Origin of the sequence: Faecalibacterium sp. Marseille-P9312 (assembly GCF_902497445.1) — a bacterium.
GTDB classification, from domain to species: Bacteria; Bacillota; Clostridia; order Oscillospirales; family Ruminococcaceae; genus Faecalibacterium; species Faecalibacterium longum.
The window spans coordinates 1-18,360 of sequence record NZ_CABVEW010000021.1; the positions used below are offsets into that span (position 1 = coordinate 1).

16 protein-coding genes and 1 tRNA gene are annotated in these 18,360 nt (G+C 59.0%); 6 read left to right on the top strand and 11 right to left on the bottom strand.

The window, feature by feature from the left end; all coding sequences use genetic code 11:
• The coding region (locus F3G95_RS13905; RefSeq protein ID WP_207706444.1) for a hypothetical protein at window positions 1–429 on the top strand (429 nt) is incomplete at its 5' end.
• A 17-nt stretch (window positions 430–446) separates the two neighbouring features.
• On the opposite strand, the gene F3G95_RS13025 is transcribed toward F3G95_RS13905, so the two are convergent.
• The 8 genes from F3G95_RS13025 to pyrH form a co-directional block, all read right to left on the bottom strand.
• On the bottom strand, window positions 447–4,736 hold the full coding sequence (locus tag F3G95_RS13025; RefSeq protein WP_243130398.1) for a PolC-type DNA polymerase III: 4,290 nt from the start codon (window positions 4,734–4,736) through the stop codon (window positions 447–449).
• Between the two features lie 80 nt (window positions 4,737–4,816).
• Complete coding sequence (ispG, locus tag F3G95_RS13030) at window positions 4,817–5,863, bottom strand: flavodoxin-dependent (E)-4-hydroxy-3-methylbut-2-enyl-diphosphate synthase (protein WP_149795277.1); 1,047 nt, start codon at window positions 5,861–5,863, stop codon at window positions 4,817–4,819.
• Between the two features lie 13 nt (window positions 5,864–5,876).
• Window positions 5,877–6,989, bottom strand: coding sequence for a site-2 protease family protein (locus F3G95_RS13035; protein ID WP_149795278.1), 1,113 nt, complete (start codon window positions 6,987–6,989; stop codon window positions 5,877–5,879).
• A 13-nt stretch (window positions 6,990–7,002) separates the two neighbouring features.
• On the bottom strand, window positions 7,003–8,154 hold the full coding sequence (gene dxr / locus F3G95_RS13040; protein WP_149795279.1) for a 1-deoxy-D-xylulose-5-phosphate reductoisomerase: 1,152 nt from the start codon (window positions 8,152–8,154) through the stop codon (window positions 7,003–7,005).
• A 23-nt stretch (window positions 8,155–8,177) separates the two neighbouring features.
• Complete coding sequence (locus F3G95_RS13045; protein ID WP_149795280.1) at window positions 8,178–9,038, bottom strand: phosphatidate cytidylyltransferase; 861 nt, start codon at window positions 9,036–9,038, stop codon at window positions 8,178–8,180.
• 140 nt (window positions 9,039–9,178) lie between these two features.
• Entirely contained in the window at window positions 9,179–9,892 is a 714-nt protein-coding gene (gene uppS / locus F3G95_RS13050) for a polyprenyl diphosphate synthase (RefSeq protein ID WP_149795281.1), read from the bottom strand.
• Between the two features lie 89 nt (window positions 9,893–9,981).
• Complete coding sequence (frr, locus tag F3G95_RS13055; RefSeq protein WP_015563925.1) at window positions 9,982–10,536, bottom strand: ribosome recycling factor; 555 nt, start codon at window positions 10,534–10,536, stop codon at window positions 9,982–9,984.
• A gap of 86 nt (window positions 10,537–10,622) precedes the next feature.
• Window positions 10,623–11,333: a UMP kinase gene (gene pyrH / locus F3G95_RS13060; protein ID WP_149795282.1), complete on the bottom strand. Its 711-nt coding sequence runs from the start codon at window positions 11,331–11,333 to the stop codon at window positions 10,623–10,625.
• A gap of 213 nt (window positions 11,334–11,546) precedes the next feature.
• Between pyrH and F3G95_RS13065 the strand changes: the two genes are divergently transcribed.
• The 4 genes from F3G95_RS13065 (at window position 11,547) to F3G95_RS13080 (ending at window position 12,807) form a co-directional block, all read left to right on the top strand.
• Window positions 11,547–11,621, top strand: a tRNA-Gly gene (locus F3G95_RS13065).
• Between the two features lie 173 nt (window positions 11,622–11,794).
• Entirely contained in the window at window positions 11,795–12,037 is a 243-nt protein-coding gene (locus tag F3G95_RS13070) for a type II toxin-antitoxin system prevent-host-death family antitoxin (protein ID WP_149795283.1), read from the top strand.
• Window positions 12,021–12,428 (top strand): PIN domain-containing protein, encoded by a 408-nt coding sequence (locus F3G95_RS13075; RefSeq protein WP_149795284.1) that lies wholly within the window; start codon window positions 12,021–12,023, stop codon window positions 12,426–12,428. The genes F3G95_RS13070 and F3G95_RS13075 overlap by 17 nt, the downstream gene beginning before the upstream one ends.
• 160 nt (window positions 12,429–12,588) lie before the next feature.
• Window positions 12,589–12,807: a helix-turn-helix transcriptional regulator gene (locus F3G95_RS13080; protein WP_149795285.1), complete on the top strand. Its 219-nt coding sequence runs from the start codon at window positions 12,589–12,591 to the stop codon at window positions 12,805–12,807.
• A 122-nt stretch (window positions 12,808–12,929) separates the two neighbouring features.
• Here the strand turns inward: F3G95_RS13080 and F3G95_RS13085 are convergent, their stop codons facing one another.
• Together F3G95_RS13085 and F3G95_RS13090 are read right to left on the bottom strand one after the other, a co-directional pair.
• Window positions 12,930–13,349, bottom strand: coding sequence for a D-Ala-D-Ala carboxypeptidase family metallohydrolase (locus F3G95_RS13085; protein WP_149795313.1), 420 nt, complete (start codon window positions 13,347–13,349; stop codon window positions 12,930–12,932).
• A 398-nt stretch (window positions 13,350–13,747) separates the two neighbouring features.
• A complete protein-coding gene (locus F3G95_RS13090; protein WP_149795286.1) occupies window positions 13,748–15,355 on the bottom strand; it encodes an MBL fold metallo-hydrolase in 1,608 nt (535 codons plus the stop codon).
• Between the two features lie 214 nt (window positions 15,356–15,569).
• On the opposite strand from F3G95_RS13090, the gene typA reads away from it, so the two are divergent.
• Window positions 15,570–17,393: a translational GTPase TypA gene (gene typA, locus F3G95_RS13095; protein WP_149795287.1), complete on the top strand. Its 1,824-nt coding sequence runs from the start codon at window positions 15,570–15,572 to the stop codon at window positions 17,391–17,393.
• A 171-nt stretch (window positions 17,394–17,564) separates the two neighbouring features.
• Here typA and F3G95_RS13100 read toward each other — a convergent pair whose 3' ends face one another.
• Window positions 17,565–18,284 carry a hypothetical protein gene (locus tag F3G95_RS13100; protein WP_149795288.1) on the bottom strand — a complete coding sequence of 240 codons (720 nt, stop codon included), beginning with the start codon at window positions 18,282–18,284 and terminating at the stop codon, window positions 17,565–17,567.
• Between the last annotated feature and the right edge of the window lie 76 nt (window positions 18,285–18,360).

Genomic DNA, 18,360 nt, shown 5'->3' on the forward strand with positions numbered 1-18,360 from the left:
AATGTAATGGTGGATAAGAGTGCGTGTATCGGGACTTGGGGGAGGGAAGCGGTGGACAAGAGTATAAGAGGATTTTTTTTTTTTTTCAAGCAGAAGACGGCATACGAATTTCCCTCTTGCCTCTGGGCCTGGGAGATGTTAATAAAAAACGGCATTTTCCCCCCCCCCCCCTGTATATTTCAAGGCCTGTTTTCAATAAATATTCTTTACATTTCTATGTGTTTTTGTGAATTTAGCATACATTTTCCCGTATTTATGGGCATATCGCCGAAGCATATCAAAAAATCAGCTCAATTTCCGGGAATCCCGGTAATGCCGGTATCGTTTCCACAGACCGCCAATTTTGCGGGAGCCATCAAAGACCCCCTGCCCCCGCCGGGAGAACAAAAAACACACGGCCCGCCTTTTACGGCAGACCGTGTGTGTTGAAGTCCTATGCAGTTTTGTCAGAAAAAGCTCACCTGACTGCTCTCGGGCAGGTCGCCCAGAGCGCCCACCTGACGCAGGCGGTCGATGATGCTGCTGCCAACGCCGGAGGCCTGCTGCAACTCCTCGATGGAGAGATACTCCTGCCCATGGAGGGTGGCGTTTTCCAGCGCATCGGCGGCGGCACCGCCCAGACCTTTCAGGGAGCAGAAGGGCAGGCGCACCTTGCCGTCCTCCACCACATACTTCGAGCCCCGGCTCTTGCCCAGCTCGATGGGCAGGAACTCGTAGCCGCGCACCAGCATCTCGTTGACCAGCTGGAGCGAGACGAGCACATCTTCATCCTTGGCGTTCTTCTCTTCCTTGAGGCGGCGCTTCACCTCATTCATGTGGGCGCGGGCCACCGCCGCACCGCCCACAGCGGCTTCATAGTCGATGTCATCGCCGCGGACGGTGAAGTACACCGCATAGAACGCCTGCGGGTGGTAGAGCTTGAACCACATGAGCCGGATGGCCGACATCAGGTAGGCCACCGCATGGGCTTTCGGGAACATATATTTTATCTTGCGGCAGCTCTCGATGTACCAGTCCGGCACCTCGTGCTCCCGCATGGCCTCTTCCCAGCCGGGCGCAAAGCCGCCCTTGGCCACCTTGCCCTTACGGACAGCCTCCATAATATCGAAGGCCATCTTGGGCTCGAGGCCCTTGCGGAGCAGATAGAGCATGATGCTGTCACGGCAGCCGATGACCTCCGCGATGGTGCAGGTGCCGCTGCGGATGAGCTCGTCGGCGTTGCCGGTCCAGACGTCGGTGCCGTGGGACAGGCCCGAGATCTGGATAAGCTCGGAGAAATTCTTGGGACGGGCCTCCACCAGCATTCCGCGCACGAAGTTGGTGCCCATCTCGGGGATGCCGAAGGTGCCGGTCTGACTGTCGATCTGCTCCGGCGTCACACCCAGCTCTTCCGGGCTGGTGAGCAGGCTGTAGACCTTGGGGTCGTTCATGGGGATGCTGTCCACGGGGATGCCGGTGTACTCCTCGAAATACTTGTAGAAGGTGGGCATATCGTGGCCCAGCTCGTCCAGCTTGAGCAGGGTGTCGTGGAGGTACTTGAACTCGAAGTGGGTAGTCAGCAGACCGCCCGCCACATCGTCCGCCGGGTGCTGGATGGGGCAGAAATCGTAGATCTCATAGGTGTCCGGCACGACGACCATGCCGCCGGGATGCTGGCCGGTGGTACGCTTGACGCCGGTACAGCCCAGCGTCAGACGGTTCTCCTCGGCGTGGTTGACCGTTCTCCCCCGATCGTCCAGATACTTTTTGACGTAACCATAGGCCGTCTTGTCCTGAATACCGGAGACGGTGCCGGCCTTGAACACGTTGGCCTTGCCGAACAGCTCCTCCGTGTAGCGGTGGACGTTGGACTGGTACTCGCCCGAGAAGTTCAGGTCAATATCAGGCTCCTTGTCGCCGTAGAAGCCAAGGAAGGTCTCGAAAGGGATGTCGTGGCCGTCCACCAGCATCCGGGTGCCGCAGTGGGGGCAGTTCTTGTCGGGCAGGTCGAAGCCATCGTCCACGCTGCCATCGGTGATGAACTCGCTGTACTTGCACTTGGGGCAGCGGTAGTGGGGCGGCAGACTGTTGACCTCCGAGATTCCGGAGAAGTGGGCCACAGCTGACGAGCCGACCGAACCACGACTGCCCACCTGATAGCCGCCCGCGTTGGAGTAGGCCACCAGTTTGACCGCGATGACGTACAGGACGGCATAGCCGTGGCCGCAGATGGAGTCCAGCTCTTTTTGCAGGCGCTTCTCCACGATCTCGGGCAGAGGGTCGCCATAGTCCCGCTTCGCGTGTTCCCAGGTCGCATCCCGGAGCTGCTGTTCTGCGCCCTCGATGCTGGGCGGGTAGGTGCCGCGCGGGATGGCGCGGACGTTGCCGTCGATGCTGGCCGCTATCTTGCGGGGATTGGTCACGACGATCTCGTAGGCCTTTTCCTTGGGCAGGTAGCTGAACTGGTTCAGCATGTCCTCGGTGGTGCGGTAGAACAGGGGCGGCTGGTTGTCCGCGTCCTTGAAGCCGTTGCCCGCCTGCAGGACAGAGCGGTAGATGGCGTCCTCCGGCTCGGTGAAATGGACGTCGCCGGTGGCGATGACGGGCTTGTGCAGGTCTTCGCCCAGCTTGATGACGGTGCGGTTGAAGTCCTTGATGACCTCTTCGCTCTCCACCTTGCCCTCCCGCACCATATAGGCGTTGTTGCCCAGGGGCTGGACCTCCAAAACATCGTAGTACGATGCAACTTTCTTCAGTTCTTCGTAGGAGCGGCCCTCCACGATTGCCCTGTAAAGTTCTCCTGCTTCACAGGCAGAAGTGAGGATAAGGCCGTCCCGATACTTGTTCAGAAGGCTGCGGGGGACGCGGGGCTTCTTGAAGAAGTAGTTGACATGGGCCTCGCTGACGATTTTATAGAGGTTTTTCAGGCCCATCTGGTTGCGCACGAGGATGATGAGGTGATAATACTTCTTTTTCAGCACCTCGCGGTTCCCGCCAAGGCCGGTGTTGATGCCGCTGACGGCGGTGACCTGCTTTTCCTCCAGATCTTTCAGCATGACGCAGAAGATGCGGCCCAGTGCGGCAGAGTCCTCGCAGGCGCGGTGGGCCTCGTAGGCGGGCAGCTCCAGATGCTTGTTGATGGTCCCCTGCTTGTAGTTGTGGAGGCCGGGGTACATGGCCTGAGCCATGGTCAGGGTGTCGATATAGGTCGGCTCAAACTCGATGCCGCTCCGCTTGGCGGCGGCGCGGAGGAACCGGATGTCGAAGGAGTGGGCGTTGTGGCCCACGAGGATGCGGCCATCCACAAAGTCGAGGAAGGCTTTCAGCGCCTCGGCCTCGCCGGGGGCGTCGGCCACCATCTCGTTGGTGATGCCGGTCAGCTCGGTGATCTTGGGGGTGATGGGCTTTCCGGGTTTTACGAAGGTGTCGAATTCTTCCACCACCTCCCCGTTCCGCACGATGACCGCGCCGATCTCTGTCAGATATTCCACGCCGGGGTCGAGGCCCGTCGTCTCAGTGTCGAAGACGCAGAACTCACCGTTCAGCGGCTCGTCTTTCACGCCGTAGACGCAGGGTATCATATCATCGACAAAGTAGGCCTCACAGCCGTAGATGAGCTTGAAGTCCGGGTCTGTCTTGTGGATGGCGTCCGCAGCCAGCATCGCCTCGGGGTAGCCCTGACAGACGCCGTGGTCGGTGATGGCAATGGCCGGGTGGCCCATCCGGTGGGCCAGCTTGACGATGCCGCCGGGGTCGCAGAAGGCGTCCATGCTGGACAGCTTGGTATGCAGATGCAGCTCCACCCGCTTGACGGGGGCGTTGTCCTCCCGCTTTTTGCGCTCGACAAAGAGGACGTCGTAGGGCCAGACGATATAGTCGTGCTCGTACTTATCGTAGGAGCAGTCGCCGCGCACCACGACCGTCGTACCCTTGGGGATGGACTCCCACTTGGAGCAGTCCTCCCCTTCCTGCGCACGGATCTTCAGGTTGATGGAGCCGGTGTAATCGGTGATGGAGACGGTGTATATCTTGCGGAAGCTGCCCTTCACCTCGGTGAAGAAGACGTCGCCCCAGATCATGCACTTGCCGCCCTCGCCGCCCAGATCCTTGAGGGGTGTGAGGTTTTTCGGGGTGAACATCTTGCCGTGGAAGATGGTGACGGGCTTGTCCGTGAGGTCGAGGCCCTCCACCTTGATGGAGGGAGCAGTGTTCTTTTTCTCAAACTTGACGACAGGCGGCGCAATTTTCCGCTCGAGCTTTTCTTCCATCTGGCGCTGTTCGGCCTCGCCCACGCTGCTTTCCAGCGTCACTCTGGGCTTTACGCCGGTGTGGGCAGCGATGCGCTCCGCCAGCAGGCGCTCGAACTGCATCTCCTGCAAAAACTTCGTGCCGTGGCAGACGCCGATGGTGATGTTCTGGCCGGTGATGGTGATGCGGCAGCGGTCGAGGAAGCCGTTGATGGGGACGCCGTCCCGCTTCATCTCCTCCATCAGCTCCCGCAGACCGGCTTCATCCAGCGTCGCATAGCCGAAAAGATTGTTGATGCGGAGCTCGAAGCCCTCGTAATCCGGTGCCAGCGAGGCCAGCAGCCGGGCGCACAGCCCCTTGTCCAGCGGGGCAGAACTGCGCAGCGTAAAGATGACCTGCCGCTCCTGCCGCAGCATCTGGGCGTGCTCGACGACCACGCGGCCAAAACAGGCCGCAAAGTCCGGGTCCGCCATAAACTGCGGCCATAGCTGGGAAACAAGTGGTGTCACAGTGGTACTCCTTTTCTATCAGATAACAACACAAACTGCCGCGCCCTGGAAAAGGGCGTGGCAGCAGGTCGTTCTTGAGCTTACAGCTTATCGATCTCCTCCATGAACTGGTCGAGGATATTATCCCCCGTCAGCTTCCTGACGGGTTCGCCGTGGACGAACAGCACTGCCTCGCCCTTGCCGCCGGCAATGCCGATGTCCGCCTCACGGGCCTCGCCGGGGCCGTTGACGACACAGCCCATGACAGCCACCTTGATGGACTTTTTGCAGCCCTGAAGCCGACGCTCCACCTCATTTGCGATTTCGGTGCAGGGGTACTGGGTGCGGCCGCAGGTCGGGCAGGTGATGACCTCCGGGCCGGCCACCGGGAAGCCGACAGCGCGCAGGATATTGTAGCCTGCTTCCACTTCCTTCTCAGGGTCAGCAGCCAGCGAGACACGAATGGTGTCGCCGATCCCCTCCAGCAGCATCCCACCGATGCCCATGCCGCTCTTGAGCAGGCCCATCTGGTAAGTGCCGGCCTCCGTGACGCCCACATGGAGCGGGTAGTCGGTCACAGCGCTGAGCTGGCGGTATGCCTCCATCATGCGGGGGACGTTGGAGTTCTTGATGGAGATGACGATGTTGTTGAAGTCGAACTTTTCCAGCAGGTGGACATGGTACAGAGCGCTCTCCACCATCGCTTCCGGCACAGGCGCGCCGTACTTGGCGAGGATGTGCTTTTCCAGACTGCCGCCGTTGACGCCGATGCGGATGGGGATATTTTTCTGCTGGCAGGCATCCACGACCGCCTTCACGCGGTCATCGTCGCCGATGTTTCCCGGGTTGATGCGGATCTTATCCACCCCCACGTCGGCACAGGCGATGGCTGCCTTGTAGTCGAAGTGGATGTCCGCCACGATGGGGATATTCACGGCGTTCTTGACAGCCTCGATGCACTTGGCGTCTGCCGCGCTGGGACAGGTCACGCGCAAGATCTGACAGCCTGCCGCTTCGCAGCGCTTTGCCTGCGCCACATTGCCCTCGATGTCCTCCACCGGGACGTTCAGCATGGTCTGTACGGCAATGGGATTCTTGCCGCCGATGGTCACATTGCCGATCTTCACTTCACGTTTCAGCTGCCGCATGGTTTTACCTCTTTCAAACTGCTCCGGTCACGAGCCGGACGATGTCATTGTACGTTGCAAAGAGCATCAGGCCGAACAGCAGCGCAAAGGCTGCGACGGTCAGGCTGCCCTGGATCTTTTCCGGCACTGCATGGCCGGTGACTGCCTCGATGAGCAGGAAGACGATCTTGCCGCCGTCCAGCGCCGGGAACGGCAGCAGATTCAAGACGCCGAGGTTGATGGTGATGAGCCCCAGCAGCTCAGCCACATCCTCCCAGCCGTAGCTTGCGGCCTGACCGATGGCGGTCACGATGCCCACCGGGCCGGACAGGTCGTTGATGCTCTCGCGGCCCCTCAGAAGGTCGGCCAGCGAGGTATAGATGATGCGTCCATAGTAGATGACGCTGTTGGCCGACTCTTTCAGGACATTCAGCGGTGTTTTTTTGAGGCCGTAGACTGTAAAGCCCAGTGTCATATGGGTCTGGCCCTGTTCATCCTGCCAGGTGTCGAACCGGACGTCCGGCAGCTCCACGAGCCTGCCGTCCCGGCGGACGGTGAAGTCCGCACGGTAGCTCTCGGTGCGCATAAGCTCGTAGAGCATATCGTTGGCCACGAAGCAGTGCCGCCCGTTGACGGCCACGATCTCGTCGCCGGCCTGCAGGCCGGTCTGGCCGCAGAGGGCGTTATCCTCCACGGCATAGATAACCTTGCTGGTGATGGGCTCACTGCGCAGCGAGATGAGGAGCAGCAGCACCACGAAGCCCAGCACGAAGTTCATCACCGCGCCTGCCGCCATCACCAGCATCCGCTGCCAGACAGCCGCCTCGTTCAGCGGCTTGCCTGTCCGCTGCGCCAGCACCTCCGGCGGGATGTCCGGGCCGTCATCATCCCCGCTTCCACCCTCGGCCTGCTCGCTCTCGGGGCTCTCCTCCCCTTCCAGCGCCACAAAGCCGCCTACGGGCAGGAGCCGCAGGGTATACTGCGTACCTTTGCGGTAGGTCTTGATGAGGGTCGGACCCATGCCAATGGAAAACTCGTTGACCTGGACCCCGCAGAGCTTTGCCACTGCAAAATGGCCGAACTCGTGGATGGCGATGACCGCGCCGAAGATGAGCAGCGCGGCAGCAAAGGTGATGAAAACTGACATTATTTCTCCTATATTACAGATGTGCTCTCACGAATGCGCGGGCCATACGGTCACACTCATACACATCCGCGAGGCTGTAGTCGCCGCCGAAGCTGTCGCTGTCCACGACAGCCTCCACCAGACGGCCGATGTCGAGGAAGCCGATCTTATCCTCGAGGAAGAGCTTGACGGCCTCCTCGTTGGCACCGTTGGCGGCGCAGGGGCCGAGACCGCCCTTTCTGATGGCCTTCTTGCAGGCGGCGAGGCAGCGGAACGTCTCCTCGTCGGCCACATCGAAGGTCAGCAGCTTGAGGGTGGTGAAGTCCAGCTCCGGCACGACGCCCGGCACACGGGCCGGATAGGTCAGCGCATACTGGATGGGGATGCGCATATCCGGCACACCCAGCTGGGCGATGATGGAGTTGTCGCTGTACTGCACCGCCGAGTGGACGATGCTCTGGCGCTGGACGACGATTTGAATCTTCTCCGGAGGCAGACCGAACAGCCACACAGCCTCGATGAGCTCGAGGCCCTTATTCATCAGGGTGGCGCTGTCGATGGTGATCTTTGCACCCATGTTCCAGTTGGGATGCTTGAGGGCATCGGCCTTGGTCTTGCCCCGCAGCTCTTCGGTCTTCATGCCGAAGAAGGGGCCGCCGGAAGCCGTCAGCAGGATCTTGGTCAGGCTCTTGGCGCTCTCCTTATCCTGCAGGCACTGGAAGATGGCCGAGTGCTCACTGTCCACGGGCAGCAGCTTGACGCCGTGCTTCGCCACGGCCTGAGTGACGAGATGGCCGCCGGTGACGAGGCTTTCCTTGTTGGCGAGGGCCAGGTCATGGCCGTTCTCGATGGCGGCAAGGCTTGCTCCGAGGCCCGCGATGCCCACCACGCTGTTCAGCACCACGTCCGGGCCGTCCATCGCGGCGAGGGCCTTCAGGCCCTCGGGGCCGGTCAGGAGCCTGGGTGCATTGGCGCGGCCGGCCAGCGCAGCCGAAAGCTTTTCGGCACCGGCCTCACTGGTCATACAGACGTATTTCGGGTGGAATTCTTCTATCTGCTGCAAAATTTTATCCGTCTGGCTGTGAGCCGACAGGCCGAACACCTCATACCCTTGAGCGCGGATGACATCGAGACTCTGGGTGCCGATGGAGCCGGTAGATCCCAGCAGCGTGATTTTCTTAGCCATAAAGAATCTATCTCCTGCTGATTTTAATTGTAGAATGCTGCGATGACCACCATGGTGACAAAGGGCGCGATGAACATCACGCTGTCGAAGCGGTCAAGGATGCCGCCGTGGCCCGGGAAGATGGTGCCGTAGTCCTTGATGCCGCACTGGCGCTTGACCACGCTGGCGAACAGGTCGCCGTAGATGCCCAGCACCGCAGCCACACAGGCCAGCAGCGCAATGATGACATACATGGATACGCCAATGTTGGAGCGGGTGAACTCTTCCATCCGGTCTGCTGCGATGGAGTAGATGACCGTGATCAGCACACCGAACACCATGGTGCCCAGCACGCCGCCAACAGCACCCTCCACCGTCTTTTTGGGGCTGACCACCGGGCAGAGCTTATGCTTGCCAAAGGCGCGGCCCGCGAAGTAGGCGCAGGTATCGCCGCCCCAGGCGAAGCAGAGGATGAGCAGGATGAAGAAGATGGCGTCATAGCCATACTCCTCCACCGGCAGCATCTCCTTGAGCCGGATGAACGAGTAGAAGCAGAAGATCACAATGCCCGAAAACATGGCGAGGCCGCTGGCTTTCTGGTAGCTGATAACGCCGTTGCGCACTACAAGGTAGATGGCATAGAACAGCACCACGAGGAAGGAAGCGGGCATCACCATCGCCCGGAAGACGCTGTAGCTCGACAGCATGATGAGCAGTGTGTAGGGCACCAGAACAGCCAGCAGCGGCCAGTCCTGCTTTTCAAAACCCAGCGCAGAGTAAATTTCATGCAGGGCGATGAGGGTGATGGCCGCGATGACCAGATTGAACACCAGCGTATCGAAGGTGAACAGGACGCCTGCCAGAACGATCAGGCCCACCACGGCTGTGATGATTCGTGTTTTCATAGTTTCATGTTCTCCTTTGTTTCGTCCGGGAGCCGCTCCCCTGCTCTGGCAGGGTCTGCAGCGTCAGCGCCCGAGGAAATACCGGGCGCTCTCCGGGGGCCGCGCACGCCGCGCGGCATCTTGCGTATCGGTCGCTGCTCTCAGAGTCCGCCGAAGCGGCGGGAGCGCCGGTTGAACTCCATGATGGCGGCATCGAGGTCATCACGGGTGAAATCAGGCCACAGAACGTCCATTTCCACCAGTTCGGAGTAAGCCGCCTGCCAGAGCATGAAGTTGGAGAGCCGCTTCTCTCCGCTGGGGCGGAGGATGAAGTCGGGGTCTTTCTGGCCGGCGGTGTACATCTGGGCCGAAAGAGCCTCTTCCGTGATGTCCTCAGGCTTCAGCTCGCCCGCAGCCGCCCTGGCCGCGAGGCTCCGGGCCGCCCGGACGATCTCAGGCCGTCCGCCGTAGTTGATGGCGATGTTGATGGTCAGGCCGGTCTTGCAGGCAGAGTCCCGCTCCAGCTTGTTCATCAGCTCCTGCAGCTTGGGCTCCAGCACCGTGCGGTCGCCCATGAAGCAGATGCGGACGTTCCGGTTCTCGTAGTCGAAGCCCTTGATGAGGTATTCGCCGAACAGCCGCATGATCGCGCCTACCTCCTCGGCGGGACGCTTCCAGTTTTCGGTCGAGAATGCGTAAAAATACACCGACTCTACGCCCAGTTCATCGCAGTAGTCCGCAATGTCCTGAAAGACCTGTGCGCCCTTTTTATGGCCGGCGGTGCGGGGCAGGCCGCGGCTCTTGGCCCAGCGGCCGTTGCCGTCCATGATGATGCCGATGGACAGTCCCTTCGCAAAATCCTTTGAATGCTCCATGCTCTTCTTCCTCTACGTCTCGTCTGGCAAAAAGTGCCGCGCACCTTCTTTCAGCGCACGGCACCTCCCTGCTTTGCCTGCAGTCGGAATCAGACGGACATGATCTCCTTCTGCTTCTCTTCCACGGCAGCGTCGATGTTCTTCACATACTTGTCGGTCAGCTTCTGGACGTCCTCTTCCATGGTCTTCTGGGTGTCCTCGGTCAGCTCACCGGCCTTCTTCATGGCCTTGGCCTTATCCATGGCGTCACGGCGGACGTTGCGGACGGCGACCTTTGCCTCCTCGCCCATCTTGGAGACTTCCTTGGCCAGCTGCTTGCGGCGCTCCTCGGTGGGAGCCGGGAAGTTCAGACGGATGGTCTGGCCGTCATCAATGGGGTTGATGCCCACATCGCTGGCCAGGATCGCCTTGCTGATGGCGCGCAGCAGGGTGCGGTCCCACGGGGTGATGGTCAGGGTGCGGGCCTCGCTGACAGCCACAGAAGCCACCTGCTGGATGGGCGTGGGAGAACCGTAGTAATCCACGGTCACCTTGTCCAGAACGCCGGGGTTGGCGCGGCCTGCGCGCACGGTCTTCAGCTCGCGCTCCAGATGCTCGACTGCGCTCTTCATCTTGTCTTCGAATGCCTTGGTGTTGCTGCTCATTGTCCTTGTCTCCTGTTTGTTATCAATTCTCACCAGCCGCGAAAAGGCGTCTGGGATATTCTATTGTCGGAAGCGGGGCGGTATGCTCAGCCCTCGTAGACCAGTGTGCCCACGTTCTCACCCTGCACAGCGCGGGCGATGTTGTCGGGGTCGGCCAGATCGAACACGAGGATGGGGAGCTTGTTGTCCCGGCAGAGGGTGGCGGCAGTGCCGTCCATAACAGCCAGACGGTCTTCCAGCACCTTGGTAAAGGTAAGGGTCTCGTACTTCTTGGCGTCGGGGTACTTGTGGGGGTCCTTGTCATAGACGCCGTCCACCATCGTGGCCTTGAACATGATGTCTGCGCTCACCTCAACGGCGCGCAGGGCAGTGGTCGTGTCGGTGGAGAAGAAGGGGTTGCCCGTACCGCCGCCGAAGATGGCGATCTTGCCCTCGTCCATTGCGCGGAGAGCGTCCTTGCGGGTGAAGGCCGGGGCCACCTGCGGCATGGTGATAGAGGTGAACACCTCGGTCGGCACACCCAGCTGCTCCAGCTTGTCGGAGACAGCCAGAGCGTTCATCACCGTTGCCAGCATACCGATCTTGTCGGCCAGCGTACGCTCCATCCTGCCGCTGGAACGGCCGCGCCAGAAGTTGCCGCCGCCCACGACGATGCCGATCTGAACGCCCAGCTCATGGGCCTTCTTTACGCCGCCGCAGATCGCGTCCATGGTCGGCTCGTCGAAACCGGTCCCCTTTTCGCCGCCGAGGGCCTCGCCGCTGATCTTCAGAAGGATACGCTGATATTTCAATGCCATAATAACATACACCACCTGTATCAGATTTGGCCGCGCTGTGCGCCGCCGGTTTTATCTCCTGTCTATTTTACAATAAAACTGCTCCAAAGTAAACAGGCAAACGCCAGCTCAGCGGCAAAGGTTTCTTCTCCTTCTGCACTTTGGGCAAAAAATGCTGGACATTTGCCGCGAATCATGCTATAATACTGCTTGCATCCCGGCAAAACAGAATATGCGGGCATCGTACATCGGCTAGTATATCAGCCTTCCAAGCTGAGGAGGTGGGTTCGATTCCCATTGCCCGCTCCACGTAAAAACTGCCTAGGTTCGTCAGAATCTGGGCGGTTTTCTTATGTTCTGGTGGCCCTTCTATTTTTTGTTCATTCGAACCGCCGCTCTCTTCCCTGCTTTTTTGCACGTTCTCTTGATATTTTAGCTATTATGGAGTATACTAAAAATAGCTAAAACAAGGAGGTGCCTTTATGGTTGCTGCAACTGCTACTGCAACGGAAATGCAGAATAATTTTGGACGCTACCTGAATCTGGTTCTGAACGGTCAGGAAATCATCGTCACGAAAAACGGGCGCGAAGTTGGGCGTTTCATCCCGAAGGGGGCTGCGGTGTCTTATCTGACGGACTCTTTGACCGGCATCCTGCACGGCGATATTGAGCTTGACGAAGCAAAATCGGAAAGGCTGGCAGAAAAGTATGGTGTTGCTGATTGACGCAAATATCATTCTGGATGTTCTGCTGAACCGTCCCGAGTTCGTCAAAGAATCCTCTCTTGTCTGGAAGCTCTGCGAAACTGAGCAGGCAAAGGGGTATATCTCTGCGCTGACGTTTGCGAATTTGGTCTACATCATGCGTAAACAGCTTACGCCGGAGAAAATCGAAGATGTTCTCCAGCGGCTCGGCTTGATCTTCGAATTTGCAGATCTCACTTCTGCCGACGTGTCTAAGGCAGCTGCGTTGCATTGGGCTGATTTTGAAGATGCAGTTCAGAGCGTCACCGCTGAGCGGATCCATGCCAACTACATCATTACCCGCAATGTCCGGGACTTCACCAAAAGCAGCGTTATGGCATTTACACCCGCAGAGCTTCTGGCTCGGGTGTGAGCCTTTCCGCCTCCCTCCCGCATTCTTCGGCGGGTCGTTTGTGTCTTTTTAGGGCGCTTAGATATCAGCATCTTCTCGAATCCTCCCAAGATATTTTTTCTTGCTTTTTAGATTTTATGTGATATTATCAAGATACAATAAGCAAAAGAGGTGATTCTTTATGGCCACCCGCAGCCACCCCGAATCTGCCCGTATCATCCGCGAGGCACGGCAGGCCGCCGGGCTGACGCAGCTGGAGCTTGCGGAGAAACTTGGTGTCACCATCGGCACGATCGGCTATTATGAGCGAGGCGCCGGGATGCCCAAAACAGATAATCTCTTTGCACTCTGCGACATCCTGCACATCAGACCCGCCGACCTCCTGCGCGCCGATTCATAAACCTGACGCCCCCGCCGGTGTTTCCGCCAGCGGGGGCGTTGCTGCAAGAAAACGGCCCTCTTCCCTTTTCCGGGAGAGGGCCGCTTTCCTATTGTAATAGCAATAACAGTTTCAGAGTCTTTTTACCTCTTCCACCGGCTCTTGCCCGCCCGGGTATCGATATGCACCCAGCCGGTGCTGCGCTTCGGGTGGGCGGCGTCTTTTGGATACCGTCCAATGCCGCCCCGGGAGGGCAGCAGGGTCTCAGCGTAGGCGGCAACGGCAGCCACCGGCACACCCTCGACGTAGAGATCCGCCGCTCGGCCCAGAAGGTGCTGGCTCGACTTGCTGCCGCCCACGGCAGCGTTGTGGGCAACGGTGCGGTAGCCGCTGGTGATATGTACCGGCTTGCCGAAGTGCTCCCGGATGCACTGCAGCAGCACCACAAGCTCGTCGTCGAGGAGGACAACATCGCTGCCCTTGCAGGCAAACTCCCGCACCTTGAAGCTGGGTGAGAGCTGCCGGGTGGAGTCCCGGGACATGGAATATTCCTTGATTGCGATAGAGACCACGACCTTTCTTTTTGTTGACTTTTTGATCGAATGATGCAATGCGGTCATTTCCTGTGCGGAGGCTTCTGCCGATACCATCCGCACGCAGGCAAAAACTTCGAGCCGTTTCCCGCACAGATGCCGGCCTCTGCGCCCGTGAAACAACTTTATTTCGTCATCTTTGCCTTTTCTTGTGCCATATGGTAGCATTTTGCGCATTCAAAGTCAACGATTCTCGTGAAATAGTCGGAAACTTGTGCAAAAGCGCACAGAAAACTGTGTTTTCCTCTTTTGGACGCAAAAAAAGAACCGACCCGAGCCGTGTGAGGGCACACGAACTCGGGTCGGTTTTCCATCATTTTATTTCAGAACGATGTTTTCGGAGCAGCTATGCCGCCGGGATGTTTGCCTCATCTGTCCCACTTGTCACAGAGAGCGTTGATCTGGTCGGCGAACTTGGCGAGGTCCTTGTTGGCGCCGCCCTCGTTGTGCTCGATGACCCGCAGCAGGCGCTTACCGGCATTGAGCAGGCGCTGGAAGACGGTAGCCGCACGGGCTGCACCCTCGCTGACGTGGTGCTCGATGCGGATACGGGTGCCTTCCTTCAGGCAGACCGCGCCCTCGGCACCGATGGCCCACTGCTCACCATTATAAGGTGCGCAGGCGTTGAAGCCCTGCTCGGTGAGGGTCTGGGCAAAGATGTTCTCCACCTCATCCTCGCCGTGGATGATGAACACCCGCTTGGGCTTCGGCTCAAAGGAGTTGACCCACTTCAGCAGGCCCTCCCTGTCGGCGTGGCCCGAAAGGCCGGTGAGCTGGCAGATCTCCGCCTGCACCTCGATGGATTCGCCGAAGAGCTTCACGTTGTCCGCACCCTCCAGCAGAGAGCGGCCCAGCGTGCTCACGGCCTGATAGCCCACAAAGAGGATGGTGCATTCCTTCCTCCAGAGGTTGTGCTTGAGGTGGTGGCGGATACGGCCCGCTTCACACATGCCACTGGCCGAGATGATGACCTTCGGCACGGGGTCGGTGTTGATGGCACGGGACTCATCGCTGGTGACGCTGACCTTCAGGCCCGGGAACTGGATGGGGTCGATGCCCTTTGCCAGCAGGGCGTTGGTCTCTTCATCAAAGCAGGAGGAGTCAGTGTCCTTGAAGATGCGGGTGGCCTCGATGGCCAGCGGGCTGTCGATGTACACCGGGAAGCAGCCGTGGCCGGTGACCAGGTTCTTTTCCTTTATCTCGCGGATGAAGTAGAGCAGTTCCTGAGTGCGGCCCACTGCAAAGCTCGGGATGACCACATTGCCGCCGCGGTCGAAGGTGCGCTGCAGGATCTTCGCCAGCTCGGCCACATAGTCAGGCCGCGGGCCGTGGCTGCGGTCACCGTAGGTGGACTCCATAAAGACATAGTCTGCGTCCTTCAGATACGTGGGGTCTTTGATGATAGGCTGGTCGAGGTTGCCGATGTCGCCGGAGAAGACCAGCTTTGTGGTCGCGCCGTTCTCCGTCACCCATATCTCGATACTGGACGAGCCCAGCAGATGGCCCACATCCACAAAGCGGATGACGATGCCGGGCGCAAGCTCGATCTCTTTATTGTAATCATAGCCCCGGAACAGCGCGATGGCTGCCTCGGCGTCCTGAACGGTGTACATGGGTTCCACAGGCTCTGCACCGGAGCGCTGGCCCTTGCGGTTCTTCCACTCGGCTTCGAATTCCTGGATGTGCGCCGAGTCGCGCAGCATGATGCTGCACAGTTCTGCCGTGGGCCTGGTGGCGTAGATCCTGCCCCGGAAGCCGTTGCGCACCAGAAGAGGCAGAAGACCCGTGTGGTCGATATGGGCATGGGTGGCCAGCACGCCGTCGATCTCGCCCGGCGCAACGGGGATGGGCTGGTTCTCATAGACATCCTTGCCCTGTTCCATACCACAGTCGATGAGGTAGCGCTGTCCCGCCGCTTCCAAGAGGGTACAGCTGCCGGTCACTTCGTGGTTGGCACCCAAAAACGTCAGTTTCATAGACACACCTCCAACAGGATTATCCAACCTTGGTACATTAAGTATATCACGTTTCGCGCTGTAATGCCGCCCAAATCGACAGCCGATTCTCGGGCAAAACGCCGAATCCATCAAAAATTTTTTATACAATCTTGACAAACCACCCCCGGATGATATAAACTTAAATCGTATGACGTAACTTCTACTGAGATTCAAAATAGAGAGGTTGTATTTTATGGTTCGTAACGATTTGCGCAATGTCGCTATCATCGCTCACGTTGACCACGGCAAGACCACGCTGGTGGACGCCCTGCTGCGCCAGAGCGGCGCTTTCCGCGACAATCAGGCTGTGGCTGAGCGTGTCATGGACAGCGGTGACATCGAGCGTGAGCGCGGCATCACCATTCTGGCCAAGAACTGCTCCTGCACCTACAAGGGCGTCAAGATCAATATCGTCGATACCCCGGGCCACGCCGACTTCGGCGGCGAGGTCGAGCGCGTGCTGAAGATGGTCAACGGCGTTCTGCTGCTGGTGGACGCTGCTGAGGGCTGCATGCCCCAGACCCGTTTCGTGCTGCAGAAGGCTCTGCAGCAGAATTTGAGCCTTGTGGTCGCCATCAACAAGATCGACCGTCCCGACGCCCGCATCAAGGAAGTCATCGACGAGGTCCTCTACCTGCTGATGGACCTGGGTGCTACCGACGAGCAGCTGGACTGCCCCATGCTGTTCTGCTGCGGCCGTGACGGCACTGCAAGCCTTGACCCCGATGTGCCCGGCACTGACCTGGTTCCCCTGTTCGACACCCTGCTGAGCACCATCAAGCCGCCCGAGGGCGACCCCGAGGCTCCCTTCCAGATGCTGGTGTCCTCTGTGGACTACAACGAGTTCGTTGGCCGCATCGGCATCGGCCGCATCCAGAACGGCGTCGCCAAGGTGGGCGAGGAAGTGGTCGTGTGCGACTGGCACAACCCCGACCTCAAGATGCGCGGCCGTCTGACCAAGCTGTATGACTTCCAGGCCAATGGCCGTCAGCCCTGCGACAACATCACCGCAGGCGACATCGTGGCTTTCTCCGGTCTGCCCGACGTCACCATCGGCAACACCCTGTGCAGCCCCTCCAATATCGAGCCGCTGCCCTTCGTGAAGATCAACGACCCCACCGTCGAGATGACCTTCTCCGTCAACGACAGCCCGCTGGCCGGCCGTGAGGGCAAGTATGTCACCAGCCGCCAGATCCGTGACCGTCTGCAGAAAGAGCTGCTGAAGGACGTCGCTCTGAAGGTGGAGGATTCCGCCACCACCGATTCCTTCCGTGTCATGGGCCGTGGTGAGATGCATCTGTCCATCCTCATCGAGACCATGCGCCGCGAAGGCTATGAGCTGCAGGTCTCTCCCCCGCACGTTCTGACCAAGGTCATCGACGGCAAGACCTACGAGCCTATGGAGCACGTCGTCATCGACGTCCCCTCCCAGTATCAGGGTGCTGTTATGACCGGTCTGGGCCAGCGCAAGGCCATCCTGCAGCAGATGGAGTCTCTGGGTTCCGACCGTGTGCGTCTGGAGTTCCGTATGCCCAGCCGCGGCCTGTTCGGCTACCGCAACCAGTTCCTGACCGATACCCACGGCGAGGGCATCATCAACCAGATCTTCGACGGCTATGACGTCTGGGCTGGCATGATCGCCAACCGCTCCACCGGTTCTCTGGTCAGCTTTGAGACCGGCGAGGCCGTCACCTACGGCCTGTTCAACGCGCAGCAGCGCGGCACTCTGCTGGTGGGCGCCGGCGAGAAGGTCTACGAGGGCATGGTCATCGGCTACACCGCTTCCGGCGAGGACGTCGATGTCAACGTCTGCAAGACCAAGCACCTGACCAATACCCGTGCTTCCGGCTCTGACGATGCTCTGCGCCTCATCCCCATCAGCAAGCTGAGCCTCGAGGGCTGCCTCGAGTTCCTGGCTCAGGACGAGCTGCTGGAGGTCACTCCCGAGAATCTGCGCATCCGCAAGCAGATCCTCAACCACGAGCAGCGCATGAAGGCCAAGAGCAAGCTGAAGTAATTCGTCCCTCTGCCCTTCTCCATAAAAACAAAACGTCCCGCTCTCTGCACTTTATGTGCAAAGGGCGGGATTTTTTTGCACCGAAGGCACCAAATAACCCCGGAGCCATATCCGGCCCCGGGGAATTGAGATCATTTATCGCAGCCTGCGTTTTGGATGCACAACGATAATTTAAGCACTATACCCGGTGTAGCTGGAGTAGCGCAACTTGCTATAAACAGGCCTCGGCGTTCTATACCGCTCCGGGATCACGGAATCCATATCGTTGCCGACAACCCAGCCCTCGATCTTGATCATACCCGACGCACTCCCATCGGGTTCCTCCATCATCATATAGGCTGGTGCCGTAGATGCCGCAGACTCGTAGTAGAAGATATATTTGTAACCATTATTAGCTCTACCTTCTTCTGCCAAGTATTCTTTTCCGTTGTACTTAACACTGTAGCACTTGAATTCCGTTGAATTCGGAAAACCGCCATTATTATAAGAAAAAAGGTGGAGTGCTCTCTCGTCCCATGTTTCCGTAGAGGGGTCAGCGCCCTCGATCTTCGTCGCCGTATTATCTACTCTGTAATCCGTATTCCTACTCCAATAAGAAATGATCACGCCCTTATCATCGTTTCCAACATAAGTGTCGCCATCACTGCCATTTGTCACCACATATTTCAGCTCGCCCACACCGGATGTTCCAACCACACGGTATTGGAGATACCGATACTTGCCTCCCACATTGTGGCCGGTAATGGTCTCATTAGGAGCCTCTGTCTTCGGCGGAGTGATCGGCACCGGCGGTGCAACGCCGTCATTCTTGCTGCTGCCGCAAGCAGTCAGGAGCGCAAGCGCCATACCTGCCGCCAGAACGCCGGCGGCCAATCGTTTCATCCATCTCATCGTCAATTTCCTCCCACTTTTTCGTTTGTCGTTCGGGGGTCTTGCTGATTTTTATGATACCCCCCCCCCCCCTAAA

What these genes read in the sequence shown, in the direction of transcription:
- ispG (WP_149795277.1), bottom strand. Translation starts at nt 5,863, where the DNA reads ATGCGGCAGCTGAAACGTGAAGTGAAGATCGGCAATGTGACCATCGGC.
- F3G95_RS13035 (WP_149795278.1), bottom strand. Translation starts at nt 6,989, where the DNA reads ATGTCAGTTTTCATCACCTTTGCTGCCGCGCTGCTCATCTTCGGCGCG.
- dxr (WP_149795279.1), bottom strand. Translation starts at nt 8,154, where the DNA reads ATGGCTAAGAAAATCACGCTGCTGGGATCTACCGGCTCCATCGGCACC.
- F3G95_RS13045 (WP_149795280.1), bottom strand. Translation starts at nt 9,038, where the DNA reads ATGAAAACACGAATCATCACAGCCGTGGTGGGCCTGATCGTTCTGGCA.
- uppS (WP_149795281.1), bottom strand. Translation starts at nt 9,892, where the DNA reads ATGGAGCATTCAAAGGATTTTGCGAAGGGACTGTCCATCGGCATCATC.
- frr (WP_015563925.1), bottom strand. Translation starts at nt 10,536, where the DNA reads ATGAGCAGCAACACCAAGGCATTCGAAGACAAGATGAAGAGCGCAGTC.
- pyrH (WP_149795282.1), bottom strand. Translation starts at nt 11,333, where the DNA reads ATGGCATTGAAATATCAGCGTATCCTTCTGAAGATCAGCGGCGAGGCC.
- F3G95_RS13070 (WP_149795283.1), top strand. Translation starts at nt 11,795, where the DNA reads ATGGTTGCTGCAACTGCTACTGCAACGGAAATGCAGAATAATTTTGGA.
- F3G95_RS13075 (WP_149795284.1), top strand. Translation starts at nt 12,021, where the DNA reads ATGGTGTTGCTGATTGACGCAAATATCATTCTGGATGTTCTGCTGAAC.
- F3G95_RS13080 (WP_149795285.1), top strand. Translation starts at nt 12,589, where the DNA reads ATGGCCACCCGCAGCCACCCCGAATCTGCCCGTATCATCCGCGAGGCA.
- F3G95_RS13090 (WP_149795286.1), bottom strand. Translation starts at nt 15,355, where the DNA reads ATGAAACTGACGTTTTTGGGTGCCAACCACGAAGTGACCGGCAGCTGT.
- typA (WP_149795287.1), top strand. Translation starts at nt 15,570, where the DNA reads ATGGTTCGTAACGATTTGCGCAATGTCGCTATCATCGCTCACGTTGAC.
- F3G95_RS13100 (WP_149795288.1), bottom strand. Translation starts at nt 18,284, where the DNA reads ATGAGATGGATGAAACGATTGGCCGCCGGCGTTCTGGCGGCAGGTATG.